The 16,300-nt window shown below is 64.9% G+C and carries 14 protein-coding genes and 1 pseudogene; 7 read left to right on the top strand and 8 right to left on the bottom strand.

Going from position 1 to position 16,300, the window contains the following annotated elements; translation table 11 throughout:
* From KYG_RS15020 to KYG_RS15000, 5 genes and pseudogenes are all read left to right on the top strand, one after another.
* Positions 1-247: EAL domain-containing protein (locus tag KYG_RS15020; RefSeq protein WP_008905772.1), on the top strand; the 247-nt coding region annotated here is incomplete at its 5' end.
* Complete coding sequence (locus KYG_RS15015) at positions 244-2,757, top strand: EAL domain-containing protein (RefSeq protein ID WP_008905771.1); 2,514 nt, start codon at positions 244-246, stop codon at positions 2,755-2,757. The genes KYG_RS15020 and KYG_RS15015, both read left to right, overlap by 4 nt.
* Positions 2,758-2,815: 58 nt before the next feature.
* Positions 2,816-4,027: an FAD-dependent monooxygenase gene (locus KYG_RS15010; RefSeq protein WP_008905770.1), complete on the top strand. Its 1,212-nt coding sequence runs from the start codon at positions 2,816-2,818 to the stop codon at positions 4,025-4,027.
* A gap of 214 nt (positions 4,028-4,241) precedes the next feature.
* Positions 4,242-4,518, top strand: a pseudogene (locus tag KYG_RS25520) (DUF4372 domain-containing protein); the annotation flags it as partial.
* 313 nt (positions 4,519-4,831) lie between these two features.
* On the top strand, positions 4,832-5,995 hold the full coding sequence (locus tag KYG_RS15000) for an IS4 family transposase (protein ID WP_034694848.1): 1,164 nt from the start codon (positions 4,832-4,834) through the stop codon (positions 5,993-5,995).
* 54 nt (positions 5,996-6,049) lie between these two features.
* Here the strand turns inward: KYG_RS15000 and KYG_RS14995 are convergent, their stop codons facing one another.
* Positions 6,050-7,282: a nitrate/nitrite transporter gene (locus tag KYG_RS14995; RefSeq protein ID WP_008905767.1), complete on the bottom strand. Its 1,233-nt coding sequence runs from the start codon at positions 7,280-7,282 to the stop codon at positions 6,050-6,052.
* 225 nt (positions 7,283-7,507) lie between these two features.
* On the opposite strand from KYG_RS14995, the gene KYG_RS14990 reads away from it, so the two are divergent.
* Positions 7,508-8,509 (top strand): DNAJC11 domain-containing protein, encoded by a 1,002-nt coding sequence (locus KYG_RS14990; RefSeq protein ID WP_008905766.1) that lies wholly within the window; start codon positions 7,508-7,510, stop codon positions 8,507-8,509.
* Positions 8,510-8,606: 97 nt separating this feature from the next.
* On the opposite strand, the gene kynA is transcribed toward KYG_RS14990, so the two are convergent.
* The 6 genes from kynA to KYG_RS14960 all read right to left on the bottom strand — a co-directional run bounded on the left by kynA (position 8,607) and on the right by KYG_RS14960 (position 14,788).
* Positions 8,607-9,494 (bottom strand): tryptophan 2,3-dioxygenase, encoded by an 888-nt coding sequence (gene kynA, locus KYG_RS14985; protein ID WP_008905765.1) that lies wholly within the window; start codon positions 9,492-9,494, stop codon positions 8,607-8,609.
* 142 nt (positions 9,495-9,636) lie between these two features.
* Entirely contained in the window at positions 9,637-10,983 is a 1,347-nt protein-coding gene (gene kynU, locus KYG_RS14980; protein ID WP_008905764.1) for a kynureninase, read from the bottom strand.
* A gap of 232 nt (positions 10,984-11,215) precedes the next feature.
* Positions 11,216-11,866 carry an arylformamidase gene (kynB, locus tag KYG_RS14975; protein ID WP_008905763.1) on the bottom strand — a complete coding sequence of 217 codons (651 nt, stop codon included), beginning with the start codon at positions 11,864-11,866 and terminating at the stop codon, positions 11,216-11,218.
* Positions 11,867-11,941: 75 nt separating this feature from the next.
* Positions 11,942-12,517: a hypothetical protein gene (locus KYG_RS14970; RefSeq protein WP_008905762.1), complete on the bottom strand. Its 576-nt coding sequence runs from the start codon at positions 12,515-12,517 to the stop codon at positions 11,942-11,944.
* Positions 12,518-12,645: 128 nt separating this feature from the next.
* Entirely contained in the window at positions 12,646-13,566 is a 921-nt protein-coding gene (gene argF, locus KYG_RS14965) for an ornithine carbamoyltransferase (protein WP_008905761.1), read from the bottom strand.
* A 25-nt stretch (positions 13,567-13,591) separates the two neighbouring features.
* Positions 13,592-14,788 carry an aspartate aminotransferase family protein gene (locus tag KYG_RS14960; RefSeq protein WP_008905760.1) on the bottom strand — a complete coding sequence of 399 codons (1,197 nt, stop codon included), beginning with the start codon at positions 14,786-14,788 and terminating at the stop codon, positions 13,592-13,594.
* A 262-nt stretch (positions 14,789-15,050) separates the two neighbouring features.
* On the opposite strand from KYG_RS14960, the gene KYG_RS14955 reads away from it, so the two are divergent.
* Positions 15,051-15,377: a DUF3579 domain-containing protein gene (locus KYG_RS14955; protein ID WP_008905759.1), complete on the top strand. Its 327-nt coding sequence runs from the start codon at positions 15,051-15,053 to the stop codon at positions 15,375-15,377.
* Positions 15,378-15,433: 56 nt separating this feature from the next.
* Here KYG_RS14955 and KYG_RS14950 read toward each other — a convergent pair whose 3' ends face one another.
* On the bottom strand, positions 15,434-15,970 hold the full coding sequence (locus KYG_RS14950; RefSeq protein ID WP_008905758.1) for a hypothetical protein: 537 nt from the start codon (positions 15,968-15,970) through the stop codon (positions 15,434-15,436).
* Between the last annotated feature and the right edge of the window lie 330 nt (positions 15,971-16,300).

Genomic DNA, 16,300 nt, shown 5'->3' with positions numbered 1-16,300 from the left:
GTCGGACCCCAACGACGCGGCGATCGTGCGCACCATATTGGCGCTGGCGATGAGCCTGGACCTGCAGGTGGTGGCCGAGGGGGTGGAGACGACGGGGCAGCTGAGTTTCCTGAGGCTGCATGGGTGTGAGGGGTTTCAGGGGTATCTGTTTGGGCGGCCGGTCCCCATCGATGTGTTTGTGCGTGAGCACCGGCTGGTGCCGGAAGGCGTGGCGCCTGGCGCCACCAGCGAAAGCGGCGGACCATGAGCGCGCCTGCCATTCTGTGGGTGGACAGCGATGCGCTGCACGCGACGGCCGCGCGGCGGCTTCTGGAAGAACGCCAGCCGGGCTGGCAGGTGGTGAACAGCCCCAACCCGGATGCGGCACGCGCCCCGCTGGCATCGCATGCCTGGGACGCCGTGGTGCTGTGCCTGCAGCCCTCGGTTCAGGACCTTCCGGGCGTGCTGGCGCTGTGTGCGGGCCGCCCGGTGCTGATGTGCATCGACGGCCACCAGGAGGCACTGGCCGCGCGGGCCTTTCGCTGCGGACTGGGCGACTACATCGTGCGGGAGGCCGATGGGGTGGCCCATCTGGGCGAACTGCTGCACCGCCTGGCCGTGCTCCTGCAGCGAACGCAGGGCCAGGGCCAGCCTGTGCGCATGGTGGATGCCCGCATCTGGCAGGAGGCGCTGACGCTGCTGCAGGAGCAACGCTCCGCGTTGCAGGTCACCCTGGCCAGCATGAGCCAGGGCATCTTCAAGACCGGGCCGGACGGCAGCATCATCGTCTACAACCAGCGGGTGCTCGAGCTGCTGAACCTGCCCGAATCGCTGATGGCCAAGCGCCCCACGCTGGCGGACCTGACCCGCATCCAGTCCGAGCGCGGCGACTTCGGCGAGGGCCACAGCCTGGTGGACCAGCGCGGTTATGGGTATGTGGCCGGAGGGGCCGTGGCCCCCGCGCCAGACGTTTACTGGCGCACCACACGCGATGGCCGCACGTTTGAAGTGCGCACCACGGAGCTGCCCGACGGCAGCCTGGTGCGCACCTTTGCCGACGTGAGCTACTACGTGCGCGTGGAAAACGAGTTGCGCGAGAGCGAGGCGCGATTTCGCTCGCTGAGCGATCTTTCGTCCGACTGGTACTGGGAGCACGACGCAGAAGGCCGCTTTGTGCAGCTGGCGGGCGACCTCAGCGTCAACGGCATACCGCTGACCAGCGTGATGGGGCACACGCGCTGGGAGATCGGCGCCCTCAACATGACCGAGGCCGACTGGGCCGCGCACCGGGCCGTGCTGCAGGCCCATCAGCCCTTTCGTGACCTGGAGATACAACGCCAGCGGCCCGATGGCAGCATGCACTGGATATCGGTCAGTGGCGTGCCGGTGTTTGACGCGCAGGGCGCCCTGCGCGGCTACCGCGGCGTGGGGCGCGACATCACCGAACGCAAGCGCGTGGAAAGCCAGATCGAGCGGCTGGCGTTTTACGACGCACTGACCGGCCTGCCCAACCGCCGCCTGCTGGTGGACCGGCTGCAGTGCGCCACCGCAGCGGTGGCGCGCTCCGGCGCGCAGGGGGCGCTGTTTTTCATTGATCTGGACAATTTCAAGGACCTCAACGACACGCTGGGCCACGACACCGGTGACCAGCTGCTGGTGCAGGCAGCCCAGCGGCTGGCCGCCTGTGTGCGCGATGTGGATACGGTGGCCCGCTTTGGCGGCGACGAGTTCGTGGTGCTGGTGGAAGGACTCAGCGCCGATGTCACCCAGGCCAGCAGCGAGGCTGCAGTGGTGGCACGCCACATCGCCCAGGCGCTGGGCAAGCCCTACGCCCTGGGCGACACCAGCCACCACAGCACCCCGAGCATCGGCATTGCCCTGTTTGGCGACAAGGCGAGCAGCGTGGACGAACTGCTCAAGCATGCCGACCTGGCGATGTACGAGGCCAAAGCCGCCGGCCGCAACACCCAGCGGTTTTTCGACCCCGACATGCAGGCGGCCGTCAGCAGCCGCGCGGCGCTGGAGGCCGAATTGCGCCGCAGCCTGCACGACAACGAACTCATGCTGCACTACCAGCCGGTGGTGGATGGTGAAGGGCGGCTGCTGGGCGCAGAGGCGCTGGTGCGCTGGAATCACCCGCAGCGCGGCGTCGTCATGCCTGCCGAGTTCATCGGGCTGGCCGAGCAGACCGGGCTGATCCTTCCCATCGGGCAGTGGGTGCTGGAGGCCGCCTGCGCCCAGCTGGTGGCCTGGTCGCGCAGCGCGCTCACACGCAGGTTCTTCCTGTCGGTGAACGTGAGCGTGCGGCAGTTCCGGCAGCCCGATTTTGTGGAACAGGTGCTGGGCGCCTTGCAGGCCAGCGGCGCCAACCCCGAGCAGCTCAAGCTGGAGCTGACCGAGAGCTTGCTGCTCACCGATGTGGAAGACGTGATCTCGCGCATGGAGCACCTGCGCCGCTACGGCGTGGGCTTTTCGCTGGATGACTTTGGCACCGGCTATTCGAGCCTGAGCTACCTCAAGCGCCTGCCGCTCGACCAGCTCAAGATCGACAAGAGCTTTGTGCGCGACCTGCAAAGCGATCCGAATGATGCCGCCATCGTGCGCACCATTTTGGCGCTGGCGCAGAGCCTGGACCTGGCCGTGGTGGCCGAGGGCGTGGAAACCGCGTTCCAGCTCGAGTTTCTGCAGCGCCACGGCTGCCAGGCTTTCCAGGGCTATCTGTTTGGCCGCCCCATGGCGCCTGAACTGCTGGAGCGCGCGCTTCGGCCGTTGCCCTGAAACCTGAAATACCCGCAAGTCATCTGGCCGCGCCCTGGTGCGCGGCACAATGCCACCCATGAAAAAACAGGTGTTGGTTGCCGGCGGCGGCATTGGGGGCTTGGCCGCTGCGCTGGGCGCATCGCGCGCGGGGTGGGATGTGCGGCTGTACGAGCGCGCTGCCGCTTTCAGTGAAGTAGGGGCGGGTGTGCAGATCGGCCCCAACGTGGTGCGCCGCCTGCAGGCATGGGGCCTGCAGCAGCCCCTGCAGGCGGTGGCCGCGTTTCCCAGCCGCCTGCAGGTGCGCAATGCAGTCAGTGGCCAGGAACTGGCCGTGCTGCCGCTTGGATCGACCGCCGTGGAGCGTTACGGCGCAGCCTACGCCACCATCCACCGGGCCGATCTGCACGGGCTGCTGCTGTCGGCCCTGACCAAATACACCGACACGCAACTGCACCTGGAGCATGCGATAGACAGCTTTGCCGATGCCGATGGCGTGGTCACCGTGCGCACCAGCCGCGGCAAGGAGCTGGAGGGCGACGCACTCATCGGGGCTGACGGGCTGTGGAGCCGCACCCGCACCCAGCTTCTGGGTGCCGTGCCACCCCGCGTGACGGGCCACCTGGCCTACCGGGCGCTGGTTCCGCAGCATGCGCTGCCCGATGCGCTGCGCACCGCCCAGGTCACGGCGTGGCTGGGCCCGCGCCTGCATGCCGTGCAATACCCGGTGCGCCGGGGGGAGCTGCAGAACATCGTCGTGATCGTGCAAGGCCCCGCGCCGCAGGACCTGGAAAACTGGGACCATGCCGCCAACGCGGCGGGCCTGGACCACGCCCTGCAAGGCACCTGCACGGCCCTGCAGGATGTGGTGCGCAGCGTCGGCACGGCCGGGGCGCCCGGCTGGCGCCTGTGGCCGCTGTGTGACCGCCCGCCGGTGCAGGGCGCCCACGAGATGGCGCAGGGCCTGGTGGCCCTGTTGGGCGATGCCGCGCACCCCATGCGCCCCTACCTGGCGCAGGGCGCGGGCATGGCCATTGAAGACGCTGCCGAACTGCAGCGTGCGCTGTCGATGCACGACCTGGACGTGCCGCTGCGCCTGAGGCGCTACGCACTCAACCGCTGGCAGCGCAATGCACGCGTGCAGGCACGCTCCACCCGCAACGGCCGCATCTTTCATGCCACCGGGCTGGTGCGCTGGGGGCGGGACGTGTCGTTGCGGCTGCTGGGCGAACGCTTGCTGGATGTTCCCTGGCTGTACCGGGGCGATGGCTCGAGTGCCAGTTCGCTGTAGTGCAAATTGCTACATAAAACATAGCTGCTTGCGCTTTCTTTATAAGCGCTGGAGCCTGTTTTTGATGATATTTTCACTACTGTCCGGTAAATCTCCCGGCAAATTAGCTCAGACATAGGCCGGGCGCGGGTTCCCAGAGGATTCTCGATTCCGGCGATTTGAAACGCGATCCACGCCCGTGGCGTACCGTGGCCTCATTTTTGGGGTCTACACCATGAACACTGGGCGCACGGTTTTCGCACAATTGCTGGGGGTCGTGCCGTTTAGCCACTTTGAACACCTTGTTGACAAATACCAAGCCAACCGATGGACGCGCGACTTCACCGCATGGAGTCACTTCATCTGCATGGCCTACGCGCAGTTCACCCGCAGAGAGGGTTTGCGTGACCTGATCGCGTGCTTGAATTCTCAGAGCAGCAAGCTCTATCACCTGGGCCTGCGCCAGCGGGTGTCACGCTCCACCTTGGCCGATGCCAACGAGCGGCGCGACTCGGCATTGTTTGAAGCACTGGGGCATCGTCTGACAGAGATGGCGCTGGCTTTGTACCAAGACCATGACATTGGGTTGGGCCTTAAGGAGCCGTTGTATGCCATGGACTCCACCACCATTGATTTGTGCCTGAGCCTGTTTCCTTGGGCTGACTTTCGATCTACTAAAGCAGGCCACTACTGTCCGGTAAATCTCCCGGCAAATTAGCTCAGACATAGGCCGGGCGCGGGTTCCCAGAGGATTCTCGATTCCGGCGATTTGAAACGCGATCCACGCCCGTGGCGTACCGTGGCCTCATTTTTGGGGTCTACACCATGAACACTGGGCGCACGGTTTTCGCACAATTGCTGGGGGTCGTGCCGTTTAGCCACTTTGAACACCTTGTTGACAAATACCAAGCCAACCGATGGACGCGCGACTTCACCGCATGGAGTCACTTCATCTGCATGGCCTACGCGCAGCTCACCCGCAGAGAGGGTTTGCGTGACCTGATCGCGTGCCTGAACTCTCAGAGCAGCAAGCTCTATCACCTGGGCCTGCGCCAGCGGGTGTCACGCTCCACCTTGGCCGATGCCAACGAGCGGCGCGACTCGGCATTGTTTGAAGCACTGGGGCATCGTCTGACAGAGATGGCGCTGGCTTTGTACCAAGACCATGACATTGGGTTGGGCCTTAAGGAGCCGTTGTATGCCATGGACTCCACCACCATTGATTTGTGCCTGAGCCTGTTTCCCTGGGCTGACTTTCGATCCACCAAGGCAGGCATCAAAGCCCACACCGTAATCGACTTGCGTGGCGCGATTCCGGTCATGCTTACCATCACCACGGGCAAGGTCAGTGATGTGAGCCTGCTGGACAATTTGGCTCTGCCAAAGGGCTCCATCGTAGTGCTGGATCGGGGCTATGTGGACTTTGCCCGGCTGTACCTGCTGGTGCAGCAGGAATGCAGTTTTGTGGTGCGCGCCAAAGGCAACTTGAGTTTTCATTGCACTGAAGCGCACCCCACCGACGCCAAGGCAGGAGTCTGGTCAGACCAGACGATTGTGCTGACCGGCGAGCGCTCCAAGAAGGGCTACCCACAGCCTTTGCGTCGGGTACGCTTTTATGACGCCGTGAGCTGCCTGGAGTTGGTGTTTCTGAGCAATCGCCTGGACTTATCGGCCCTGACCATCGCCACGATCTACAAGCAGCGTTGGCAGGTTGAGTTGTTCTTCAAGTGGCTCAAGCAGAACTTGAACGTCAAACACTTCTTCGGCAACTCACTGAACGCGGTGCGCTCGCAAATCTGGATTGCGGTGTGTACCTATCTCATGGCCTTGATCGCACACAAGCCGTTTCATGCGCGGATTTCATTGCGCAACTTCCTGCATCTGGCGGAGGTCAACATGTTCGAGAAGGTCACCCTGGCACAGATGGTGACCAACGCACTCACCGGAGATGAGATTGAGCAAGGACAGCATCAGACGGAGCTATTCTGATGCATCAAGGAAATTTACCGGACAGTAGTGTGATATTTTCTCAGGCCAGCGCCGTCAGCGTGCGGGCGCGGGCAGGCACCGGAACGCCAGGGCCCCGGCGGCCAGCATGCCGGCAATGGTCAGCATCACCGCCACATACGGATCGGCCCCCTGCGCGGCCGCGATGGAAGCGGCCACACCGGTGACCCACTGCATCAGCGCCACGCCCAGGAAAAGCGCCATGGTGAACACCGCCATCGCGCGCCCGGTGACGGCGGGGGCGTAGGCCGACCGCACGTCCGAATACTGCAGCACCATGTAGCCCGACAGCATGCCCACGGCAATGGAGCCTGCCACGTCCAGCCACTCGGCATGCAGCAGGCCGATGGCGCCAAAGAGCGTTGCCAGCAGCACCGTGAAGCCGGTGATCCAGCGGCGCCGGGCGCCCGGCCCCGGGTCGAGCCGCCCGAACAGCGCCGGGGTGAACAGCGACACCAGCGACGACAGCATGGCGACATTGCCGCTGGCCACCAGCGAGTAGCCGTGCCGCTCGATCAGCAGCGGGCCCAGCCACAGGCCCCGCATGGTGAGGAACGACGCATATGTCGTCAGCGCGAGCAGCATGATGCCGGCGGTGTGCGGCAGCAGGAACAGCGCGCCAAAGCCGCGCACCGCCTGCAGCACCGATTCGCGCGGGGGCGCACCGTGGGTGGGCTGCGCTGGCTCGTGCACTTTCCAGAAGATCAGCAGCCACGCCAGCGTGGCCAGCGCTGCCAGCACCGCAAACCCCATGCGCCACGACGACTGCTGCACCAGCCACGCCAGCGGCGTGCCCGTGAACAGCATGCCCAGCCCGCCCACACCCATCGCCACGCCCGAGACCATGGCAAACCGGCGGGCCGGAAAGTAGCGCGCAATGAACACGGTGCACACCAGAAAGGCGGGCGCGCAGCCCACGCCGATGAGCACCTGCCCCAGCAGCACCCCGCCATAACCCGGTGCCAGCGCCGACAGCACAGCGCCTGCAATTGCCAGCGGAAACGCCACCAGCAGCGTGCGCCGCACGCCATACAGGTCAATGCCGATTCCCATGAAGAGCTGCATGGTGCCGAAGGCAAAAGCAAACGCCCCGGCAAACACGCCCAGCGCCTGGGCCGACAGGCCGAACTCTGCCCGCAGGCCCGTGGCCATGATGGCCGTGACCGTGCGAAAAGCCTGGCTCAGCGCAAAGCCCGACACAAGTGCCAGCAACATCCACCAGGCGTTGCGCGGGGAGATCAGCGGGGCGGGCGTTTGCGAAGCGGTCATCGGCATGCAGCCGAGGCTACCAGCCCTGCGCCAGATCGGCTGTCGCCCACAGGGCCCGCGACATCGCCCCGCCGACGTCCCTTGCTGCACAGGTGCCACGCAGGTGGTGTCCCACAGACCCCCAAGGCACCGTCCTATTGACGTGGCAAGATCGGCGTGGAATCGTGTGCACACCGGCCGTTGTTGTGTCTGCAAGCGACCGGCCTGCCATTCAAGGAGGTTTCCATGTTGCTTCGCCATCCCTTTCACGGCTTCTGGGCCGTGCTGTTGTTGTTTTTCGGGCTGATAACCTCCGCCACGGCCCAGCCGCGCGACGAAGGCAGCTACCAGATCCTCGGCGCGCGCTATGGCACGCTGGAGAGCAATGTGGACGTGACGGACCGGCTGCGGCAGCTTGCCCGCAGCGACCAGACCTTCCGCGTCACCAACGAAGTCTTTGGCGCCGACCCGGACCGTGGCCGCACCAAGGCGTTGCGCATTTACGCCCGCGGGCGGGACGGCGCGACGCGGACGTTCGAGTACCGTGAGGGCGCCACCGTGGACGGTTCCCAGTTCATCGGCTGGCGTGGCGGAAGATGGGGCCAGGGCGGTCGCAACCAGGGCTGGCAGGGTTATGAGGGCCGAAACAACCGTGGCCGCGATGACGGTGAGCTCAGCATCCTGCAAGCCGTCTATGGCACGCCCGAGCGCCATGTCGACGTGACGCAGCGCCTGCGCGAACTGGCCCGCAATGACCGCGCCATCCACCTCACCAACGACACCTTTGGCGTGGACCCCCATCCCTACAAAACCAAGACCCTGCGCATTTATGTGCGTGACCGCGACGGTCAGACCCAGCTGCTGGAATACGCCGAGGGCAAAACCATCGACGGCGGCCGCTTCAGCGGCTGGACCGGCGGCAACTGGGGCCGTGAAGGCTGGAACGGTGGCTGGAACGGCGTGGTGAACCCGGGCGCCTACCCGCAGGGCGGTGGCTACCGGGATCCACAACGCAATGCCCTGGTGGTGCTGAACGCCGCCTACGGCGCCGAGGGCCGCATGGTTGATGTGACGGGGCAGCTGCGCTCTATCGTGCGCGATGACCGCCTGGAGGTGCGCGTTACCAACGACCTGTGCCGCTGCGACCCTGCGCCCCGGGTGACCAAGACGCTTTGGGTGACCTACTCGCTGGGCGGCCGCCAGCAGCAGGCCAGCGTGCGCGAGGGCGACGATCTCGTCCTTCCCTGACGCAGCACGGCCGGTGCACTTGCATTGGCCGGATGATCTTCTGCAATGAACCGATCAGGCAGGGCTGCTCACCGCGGTGAGCAGCCCTTTTTTTGCGCTACAGGTCCGTGCGCAGCTTCCAGATCTCGGGGAACAGCACTACATCCAGCATCTTGCGCAGGTAGCTCACACCGCCCGTGCCACCTGTGCCGCGCTTGAAGCCGATCACCCGCTCCACCGTGGTCACGTGGCGAAAGCGCCAGAGGCGAAACGCGTCCTCCAGGTCGGTCAGCTCCTCGCCCAGCTGGTACAGGTCCCAGTGTTTTTCGGGGTTGCGGTACACGGTGAGCCAGGCCTGCTCCACCGCGTCGTTTTCCACATAGGGCTCTCTCCAGTCGCGCTCGGTGTGGCTGGCCGGCATGGGCAGGCCACGTCGGGCCAGCAGGCGCAGGGCCTCGTCGTACAGCGAAGGGGCCTCGTACGCCGCCTGCACCAGCGCCAGCAGGTCGGCGCGGTGCTCGTGGGGCCGGAGCATGGCGCGGTTCTTGTTGCCCATCGAAAACTCGATGCAGCGGTACTGGTAGCTCTGGAAGCCGCTGGACTGGCCCAGGTACGGCCGCATGGCGCTGTACTCGGGCGGTGTCATGGTGGCCAGCACGTCCCAGGCGTGCACCAGCTGCTCCATGATCTTGCTGACCCGTGCCAGCATCTTGAACGCGGGCGGCAGCTCGTCGCGCGCAATGTGGCCAATGGCCGCACGCAGCTCGTGCAGCATGAGCTTCATCCACAGCTCGCTGGTCTGGTGCTGCACGATGAACAGCATCTCGTCGTGCGCGGGCGAGAGCGGCTTTTGCGCGGTGAGGATGGCGTCGAGCTGCAGGTAGTCGCCGTAGCTCATCGACTTGCTGAAGTCGAGCTGGGCGCGCTCTTCGCGCACGATGGACTCGGGCAGGGCGGCGGCCGGCGTGTCGCTGGCGGGGACGGTGGTTTGGGAAAAGGGGCACATGGTGGGTCTCCTGCGTTCGCGCCGTTTCACACGGAGCGCTCGATCAATCAGAGCCGTTCGGGCTGAGCCTGTCGAAGCCTTGCGCGGCACTTCGACGGGCTCAGCGTGAACGGGTTGAGGTGTTTTTGGATGCCGACAGGCCTCAGGTCACCGCGTGGGTCTGGTTGAACTCGGGCTTTTGCCACTCGCCGCTTTCCAGCACCTGGCGCAGATGCTCCACCGCGTTCCACACGTCTTCAAAGCCAATGTACAACGGCGTGAAGCCAAAACGCAGGATGTCTTTGTGCGGGCCCTTGCCGCCATCGCCCTTGCCTGCAGCAGAAGCCGCACCGGACCCGGCGCGGTAGTCCCCAATCACACCGCGCGCGATCAGCGCCTGCACGATGGCGTAGGCGCCGCTGCCCTGGCCATTGACGCCCGCGCCTTCGTCGCGCGTCAGGCACACCTGCGAGCCGCGCTGTGCATGCGCACGCGGCGTGGCCAGGCCCAGGCCGTGGCCGTGGCCTGCGCAGCGCTCCTCCACCAGCTGGATGAACAGGTCGGTGAGCGCCAGGGATTTGGTGCGCAGTGCCGCCATGCCGCCCAGTGATTCGGCAGCCGTGAACACGTCCAGCCCGCACTGAAGCGCCGACAGGCTGATGATGGGCTGCGTGCCGCACAGGTAGCGTGTGATGCCCGGGGCGGGTTTGTAGTCGGGGGTGAACGCAAAAGGTGCGGCGTGACCCCACCAGCCGGACAGCGGTTGCCAGAAGCGGTTCGCGTGGCGCGGGTGTACCCACACAAAGGCAGGTGCGCCGGGGCCGCCGTTGAGGTATTTGTAGCCGCAGCCAATCGAAAAATCAGCGCCTGCGCCGTTCAAGTCCACCGGCACGGCGCCCGCGCTGTGCGCCAAATCCCATACGCACAAAATGCCCTGCGCGTGCGCGGCGGCGGTGATGGCGGCCATGTCGTGCATGGCGCCGGTGCGGTAGTTCACGTGGGTGAGCATCAGCACGGCCACGTCGGAGGTCAGCGCTGTGGTGATCTCATCGGGCTCTACCAGCACCAGCTCCAGCCCGCGTTCCTTGCACAGGCCCTCGGCAATATAGAGGTCGGTAGGGAAGTTGCTGCGCTCGCTCACGATGCGCTTGCGGGCGGGGCTGTCTTCGCGCGCAATGTTCAGCGCCGCGCTCAGCACCTTGTAGAGGTTGATGGAGGTGCTGTCGGTACACACCACTTCATCGTTGCCCGCGCCGATCAGCGGGGCCAGCTGGTTGCCCAGGCGCTGGGGCAGGTCAAACCAGCTGGCGGTGTTCCAGGACTTGATGAGGTCCGTGCCCCATTCGCGCGCCACCACGTCGGCCACACGGGCAGCGGCCGCCTTGGGCAACACGCCCAGCGAATTGCCGTCGAGGTAGATCACGCCCGCGGGCAGGCTGAAGTGTTCGCGCAGCGGGGCGAGTGGGTCTTGCGCATCCAGGGCGCGGCAGTCTTGCAGGGTTGTCGTCATGGCGGTGAATATTGGTTACTACTGTTTTGATAGCTTCTAGCGCTTATGGGGTAAGCGCTAGATGCCAAAAAGGCTTGATATTCGACTTGTCTCAGGGGTCTCTCCGTCCGTTCGGGCTGAGCTTGTCGAAGCCAGTGCGCTGCTCGTAAACAGCCCTTCGACAGGCTCAGGGCGAACGGGGTTGGTCTGAGGCATGTACCCAATCAGCCAATAAAGGCTTGAAATTTTTTCGTCAGAGCGCTCTGAGCACGGCGCGCACCGGCGATGCGTCGGCGGTGGTCAGCTTGAGCGGCAGCGCGATCAGTTCGTAGTCGCCCTCGGGCACGGCGTCGAGCACCAGGTTCTCCAGCACGCGCAGGCCGCGGCGGCGGATGACCTGGTGGCTGGGAAGCTGCTTGCTGTCGGCCGGGTCGATGCTGGCGGTGTCGATGCCCACCAGCAGCACGCCGTGGTCGGCAAGGCGCACGATGGTGTCGGGGGCAAAGGCGGTGAGCTGGCCGTCCCAGTGCTCGGGGGCTGTGGCGTAGGTGCGCACCAGCACGCGCGGGGGCAGGGCGCTGTTCAAAGCATGGGCGATGTGCCGCCACTCGATCAACGGGCCGCAGCCGATGGCGTGGATCACGCGGCAGGGCCCTAGGAATGCGTCCAGCGATACATCGCCAATGGTGGCGCCGCTTTCGTCATAGTGCAGCGGCGCGTCGGCATGCGCGCCCACATGCGGCGACAGGGTGATCGCGCTCACGTTCACCGGACAGCCGGGGCCGATGGTGGCGCACCACTGCTGGCTGTAGGCCGTGTCGCCGGGGAACACGGGGCTGCCCGCGTGGACGGGCGGCGAGATGTCCCAGAGCCGGCGGGCGGTGGAGGGGGAAGGCGTTGGCATGGGACAAAGTTTGCATGTCCCGGAAAACCCGTGGTGTCGGTTATTTCCAACAGCCCGGCGGTTTTTGTTGAGGCCTCAACAATCGGCGCCGTACACGGACCCGGCCGCCAGCGCGTTCAGCGCGTGGGTCAGGTTGATGCGGGCCTGGGCTTCGTGGCGCTCTTGAAAAAACTCTGTGCCGTAGATGCGCGGCCGCGCCAGAAACCCCTGCAGCACCGCACTGCGCCCCGTCACATAACGCGGCCAGCGCACAAAGAAGTATTCGCGGCGGACGTTGCGCTCGAACTGGCGGTACACCGCATCGCTCTGGCCGAGGATGGCCAGGTCGATATCGACCACCCACTGCGCATCGCCTGTGAGCGGGCCGGGGGAGTGGCGGGTGTCCAGAATGTGCTGGTGCACGGTTTGCGCCAGCGTGGCGGGTAGACCCTGGCCCAGGATGAAGCGGCTTGCCCAGTCGGCGCTGCGCTCTTCGTTGTGTTTGCTCCACGGCCAGTAAATGGCATCGTGATACCACAGGGCCAGCGCAACAGCGTGGGGGTTGTCGAGTGTGGCGGGTTGCTGATCCTGCACCACGTGCCAATGCCGCAGGCAGGCCCAGAGGTGGGTGGTATCGTGGTAGGCGCGCGGCCAGCGTGCCCAGCTGAGCACAAGCCGTCGCCCCTCTTTACGCCACGCCGGTGTATCCCGGCCGAGTGCTTGGCCCAGCAATGCCCAGTGTGCCAACAGTTCAGCGCTGTGGGCGGGCTGGCGACGCCAAGGCATGGAGAGCCAAAAAATCAGGCTATGCGGCCGAGCAGAAGGTACTCCATGAGTGCCTTCTGCACGTGCATCCTGTTTTCTGCCTCATCCCACACCACGGACTGCGGTCCATCGATCACATCCGCCTCGACTTCCTCGCCCCGGTGCGCGGGAAGGCAGTGCATGAACAGCGCATCAGGCTTGGCGGCGGCCATCATCTCGGCATCCACGCACCAGTCGGCAAACGCCTTCTTGCGCTCTTCGTTCTCGGCCTCGTAGCCCATGCTGGTCCAGACGTCGGTGGTGACCAGGTCGGCGCCCTGGCAGGCTTCGAGCGGGTTGCTAAAAAATTGATAGCTACTGGCGCTTGTCCCACCAGCGCCAACGGCCAATTTCTCATCAATTTCATAACCACGGGGGGTGCTCACATGCACCTTGAACCCTAGCAATGCAGCGGCCTGCAGCCAGGTGTTGGCCATGTTGTTGCCGTCGCCCACCCAGGCCACCACCTTGCCCTTTATGGAACCTCGGTGCTCGATGTACGTGAAGATGTCCGCCAGGATCTGGCAGGGGTGGTATTCGTTCGTCAGGCCGTTGATCACGGGCACGCGCGAGTTGGCGGCAAAACGCTCGATCTTGGCCTGCTCGTAGGTGCGGATCATCACCAGGTCCACCATGCGGCTGATGACCTTGGCGCTGTCCTCGATGGGCTCGGCGCGGCCCAGCTGGCTGTCACCGGTGGTCAGGTGCACCACGCTGCCACCGAGCTGGTACATGCCGGCCTCAAAGCTGACGCGCGTGCGTGTGCTGGCTTTTTCGAAAATCATGGCCAGGGTGCGGTCCACCAGCGGGTGGTGCTTTTCGTAGGCCTTGAACTTCTTCTTGATGAGCGCGGCGCGCTCGAACAGGTAGGTGTATTCGTCAGCGTTGAGGTCGTTGAACTGCAGGTAGTGTTTCATGGGCGTGTGTCTCGGTGCCGGCCGGTTACTCGGCCAGGATGGCTTTGACCAGCGGGGTCAGCTTGGCCACGATCTCGTCGGCCTCGGCGGTGGTCAGGATCAGCGGTGGAACCAGGCGGATCACGGTGTCGGCCGTGACCGACAGCAGCAGGCCTGCCTCGGCCGCACGGCCAATCAGCGCGCCACAGGGTTTGTTCAGTTCGATGCCCAGCATCAGGCCCTGGCCGCGAATCTCCTTCACGCCGGGCAGGCTGCCCAGCTCGCGCTGCAGCGCTGCCCGCAGGTGGTCGCCCACCTGGGCGGCGTTTTGCAGCAGGCCGTCTTCTTCCATGATGCGGATGGTTTCCACACCGGACCGCATGGCCAGCGGGTTGCCGCCAAAGGTGGTGCCGTGGTTGCCCGGCTGCAGCACGTTGGCCGCCTTGGGGCCCGCCACCACTGCGCCAATCGGCACGCCCGAGCCCAGGCCTTTGGCCAGGGGCATGACGTCGGGCACGATGCCGGCCCACTGGTGGGCAAACCACTTGCCGGTGCGGCCCACGCCGCACTGCACTTCGTCGATCATCATCAGCCAGTCGCGCTCGTCGCACAGCTTGCGCAGCTGCTGCAGGTATTCCGCACGCATCGGGTTGATGCCGCCTTCGCCCTGGATGGTTTCAAAGAACACGGCCACCACGTTGGGGTTGCCTTCGGTGGCTTTTTTGATGGCGTCGATATCATTCATCGGCACGCGAATGAAGCCTTCGACCAAGGGGCCGAAGCCGCTGTGGATCTTGGGGTTGCCCGTGGCGGACATGGTGGCAATCGAGCGGCCGTGGAAGGCGCGTTCGTACACCACGATCTCCGGCTTGGCGATGCCCTTGTCCACGCCAAACTTGCGTGCGATCTTGAGCGCAGCCTCGTTGGCCTCCAGGCCCGAGTTGCAGAAGAACACGTTGGTCATGCCCGACAGCTGCACCAGCTTGGCGGCCAGTTGCTCTTGCAGGGGCACGTGGTAGTAGTTGGAGGTGTGGATGAGCTTGGTGATCTGGTCCTGCAGTGCAGGCACCAGCTTGGCGTGGTTGTGCCCCAGCGTGTTCACGGCGATGCCACCCAGGCCGTCCAGGTATTCCTTGCCGTTCACATCCCACACGCGGCAGCCTTGCCCACGGGCCAGCGCAATGGGTACGCGACCATAGGTGTTCATCACGTGGGGCGAAGCTGCCGGGATGGAAGCGGTCATTCGGAAATCTCCAGACGGTACGGTGGCAAAAAAGCGAAGCACGATTCTAGAGGGCGCAAGGGAAGGGGCTGTTGACGATTGCGCATCACTGCAATGCGGGCGCTAATCCCATCGCGCGGTGGTTGTGCAGCCCGCTGAAGGGATTAGGGAGCCAGCTCTTATATAAGAGTTAGAATGTTGCGCTGCGGTGCAGCATGCAGCGATCCTGTGTCTGGCGCTTTGAGAACGTGGCTGCACGTTCTTGTTACCACTCCAATCCCCGATGGTTTCCCCCACCTCCAAAGAAGTCTTCATCCAGGGCATCACCCACGACGGGAAAACCTTTCGCCCCAGCGACTGGGCCGAGCGGCTGGCCGGGGTGATGAGCAGCTTCCGGCCGGGCGGGGCAAGGCCTGGCAGCCATCTGAGCTATTCGCCCTGGTGCATTCCCACCACGCTCAATGGGGTGAAGTGTGTGGTGGTGAACCGCGATCTGCGCGACCACGAGCCCATGGCCTGGGATTTTGTGCTGAACTTTGCCCGGGACAACAACCTGCAGGTGGCCGAGGCCTGCCTGCTGCCGGACACCCCCCCGCTTCCAAAGCCCTGATACCGCGGCGCAGCAGGCTTGGGGCCTGCGTTGCCGGGGGCTACAGGCCGCGCTGCTCAGTAGCGCACGATGAGCGCCACCGCCGACAAGAACGCGGCCACCGGCGGCTCAACGCCGGGCAGTTCGATCAGCAATTCGCGTTTGAAGGTGATGGCCGAAGGCTCGCGGATGCAGCCCAGGGGCCTTCGCGTGCCGCTTTCCGTGACCGGGAAGTTCCTTTTGATCCAGCCCGAGGAGGTACCGACCTCGGCCTGTATGGGCTGCGTCATCAGGATGCGCGGCAACCGTTGCCCCGCGCTATTGCCCAGCACATCCACCTGCGCGTGGACGGTCTCGTCGGCTGTTTCGAGTGTGTAGCGGATGTTGCCGAGGTGCCCGCGGTTCAGATACAGGTGCCGCACCCTCCAGGCGCTGCCGTTCAGGTGCATCTGAATGTCGCCTTTGGCAGCATCTTCGGCGCTGTAGACGCGCAATCGGGTATTTTTGGCCTGCGAGAACCACGCGTAGCTGAACCGACCCAGCACCTGGCTGCGGGTGTCATCCAGAAACTCGCAGGTGAAGCCGTCCAGTGCGGACTTCTGACGCAGGATCATGGGCAGGGGGTCGGAAGTGATGCCCCCGCAATGTAGCGTCGGGGCTGTGCCGGGCATCTGAAACGAAAAATGTCCGTCGTCAAGCCTTTGATGCAGACTTGTAGCGGCGCAAAAAGTCTTATGGGTCAATAGGTTAGATCAGATACTGGCCGCCGTGTGCTCTTGCCTCCTTTTGAGCTAGGTGCCACATGGGCGCCTTGCGGTGGCAAACGCAGGGGCATCGCAGCGGGCAAGATCGCATCGTCATCGTAGTTCCGGCCTGCCGACATCCACGTCCACAAGCGAAAGCGCAGCCCGTGGGCTGCGCTTTCGTCGGGTCCGAGGGCCGGG

Origin of the sequence: Acidovorax sp. NO-1 (genome assembly GCF_000238595.1) — a bacterium.
Taxonomy (GTDB): domain Bacteria; phylum Pseudomonadota; class Gammaproteobacteria; order Burkholderiales; family Burkholderiaceae_C; genus Acidovorax.
Note: the sequence above shows the minus strand (reverse complement) of the source record. Positions and strands in the feature narration are given on the sequence as shown.

What these genes read in the sequence shown, in the direction of transcription:
- argF (WP_008905761.1), bottom strand. Translation starts at nt 13,566, where the DNA reads ATGAAACACTACCTGCAGTTCAACGACCTCAACGCTGACGAATACACC.
- KYG_RS14990 (WP_008905766.1), top strand. Translation starts at nt 7,508, where the DNA reads ATGTTGCTTCGCCATCCCTTTCACGGCTTCTGGGCCGTGCTGTTGTTG.
- kynB (WP_008905763.1), bottom strand. Translation starts at nt 11,866, where the DNA reads ATGCCAACGCCTTCCCCCTCCACCGCCCGCCGGCTCTGGGACATCTCG.
- KYG_RS14960 (WP_008905760.1), bottom strand. Translation starts at nt 14,788, where the DNA reads ATGACCGCTTCCATCCCGGCAGCTTCGCCCCACGTGATGAACACCTAT.
- KYG_RS15010 (WP_008905770.1), top strand. Translation starts at nt 2,816, where the DNA reads ATGAAAAAACAGGTGTTGGTTGCCGGCGGCGGCATTGGGGGCTTGGCC.
- KYG_RS14995 (WP_008905767.1), bottom strand. Translation starts at nt 7,282, where the DNA reads ATGACCGCTTCGCAAACGCCCGCCCCGCTGATCTCCCCGCGCAACGCC.
- KYG_RS14955 (WP_008905759.1), top strand. Translation starts at nt 15,051, where the DNA reads ATGGTTTCCCCCACCTCCAAAGAAGTCTTCATCCAGGGCATCACCCAC.
- KYG_RS15000 (WP_034694848.1), top strand. Translation starts at nt 4,832, where the DNA reads ATGAACACTGGGCGCACGGTTTTCGCACAATTGCTGGGGGTCGTGCCG.
- kynA (WP_008905765.1), bottom strand. Translation starts at nt 9,494, where the DNA reads ATGTGCCCCTTTTCCCAAACCACCGTCCCCGCCAGCGACACGCCGGCC.
- KYG_RS14950 (WP_008905758.1), bottom strand. Translation starts at nt 15,970, where the DNA reads ATGATCCTGCGTCAGAAGTCCGCACTGGACGGCTTCACCTGCGAGTTT.
- kynU (WP_008905764.1), bottom strand. Translation starts at nt 10,983, where the DNA reads ATGACGACAACCCTGCAAGACTGCCGCGCCCTGGATGCGCAAGACCCA.
- KYG_RS15015 (WP_008905771.1), top strand. Translation starts at nt 244, where the DNA reads ATGAGCGCGCCTGCCATTCTGTGGGTGGACAGCGATGCGCTGCACGCG.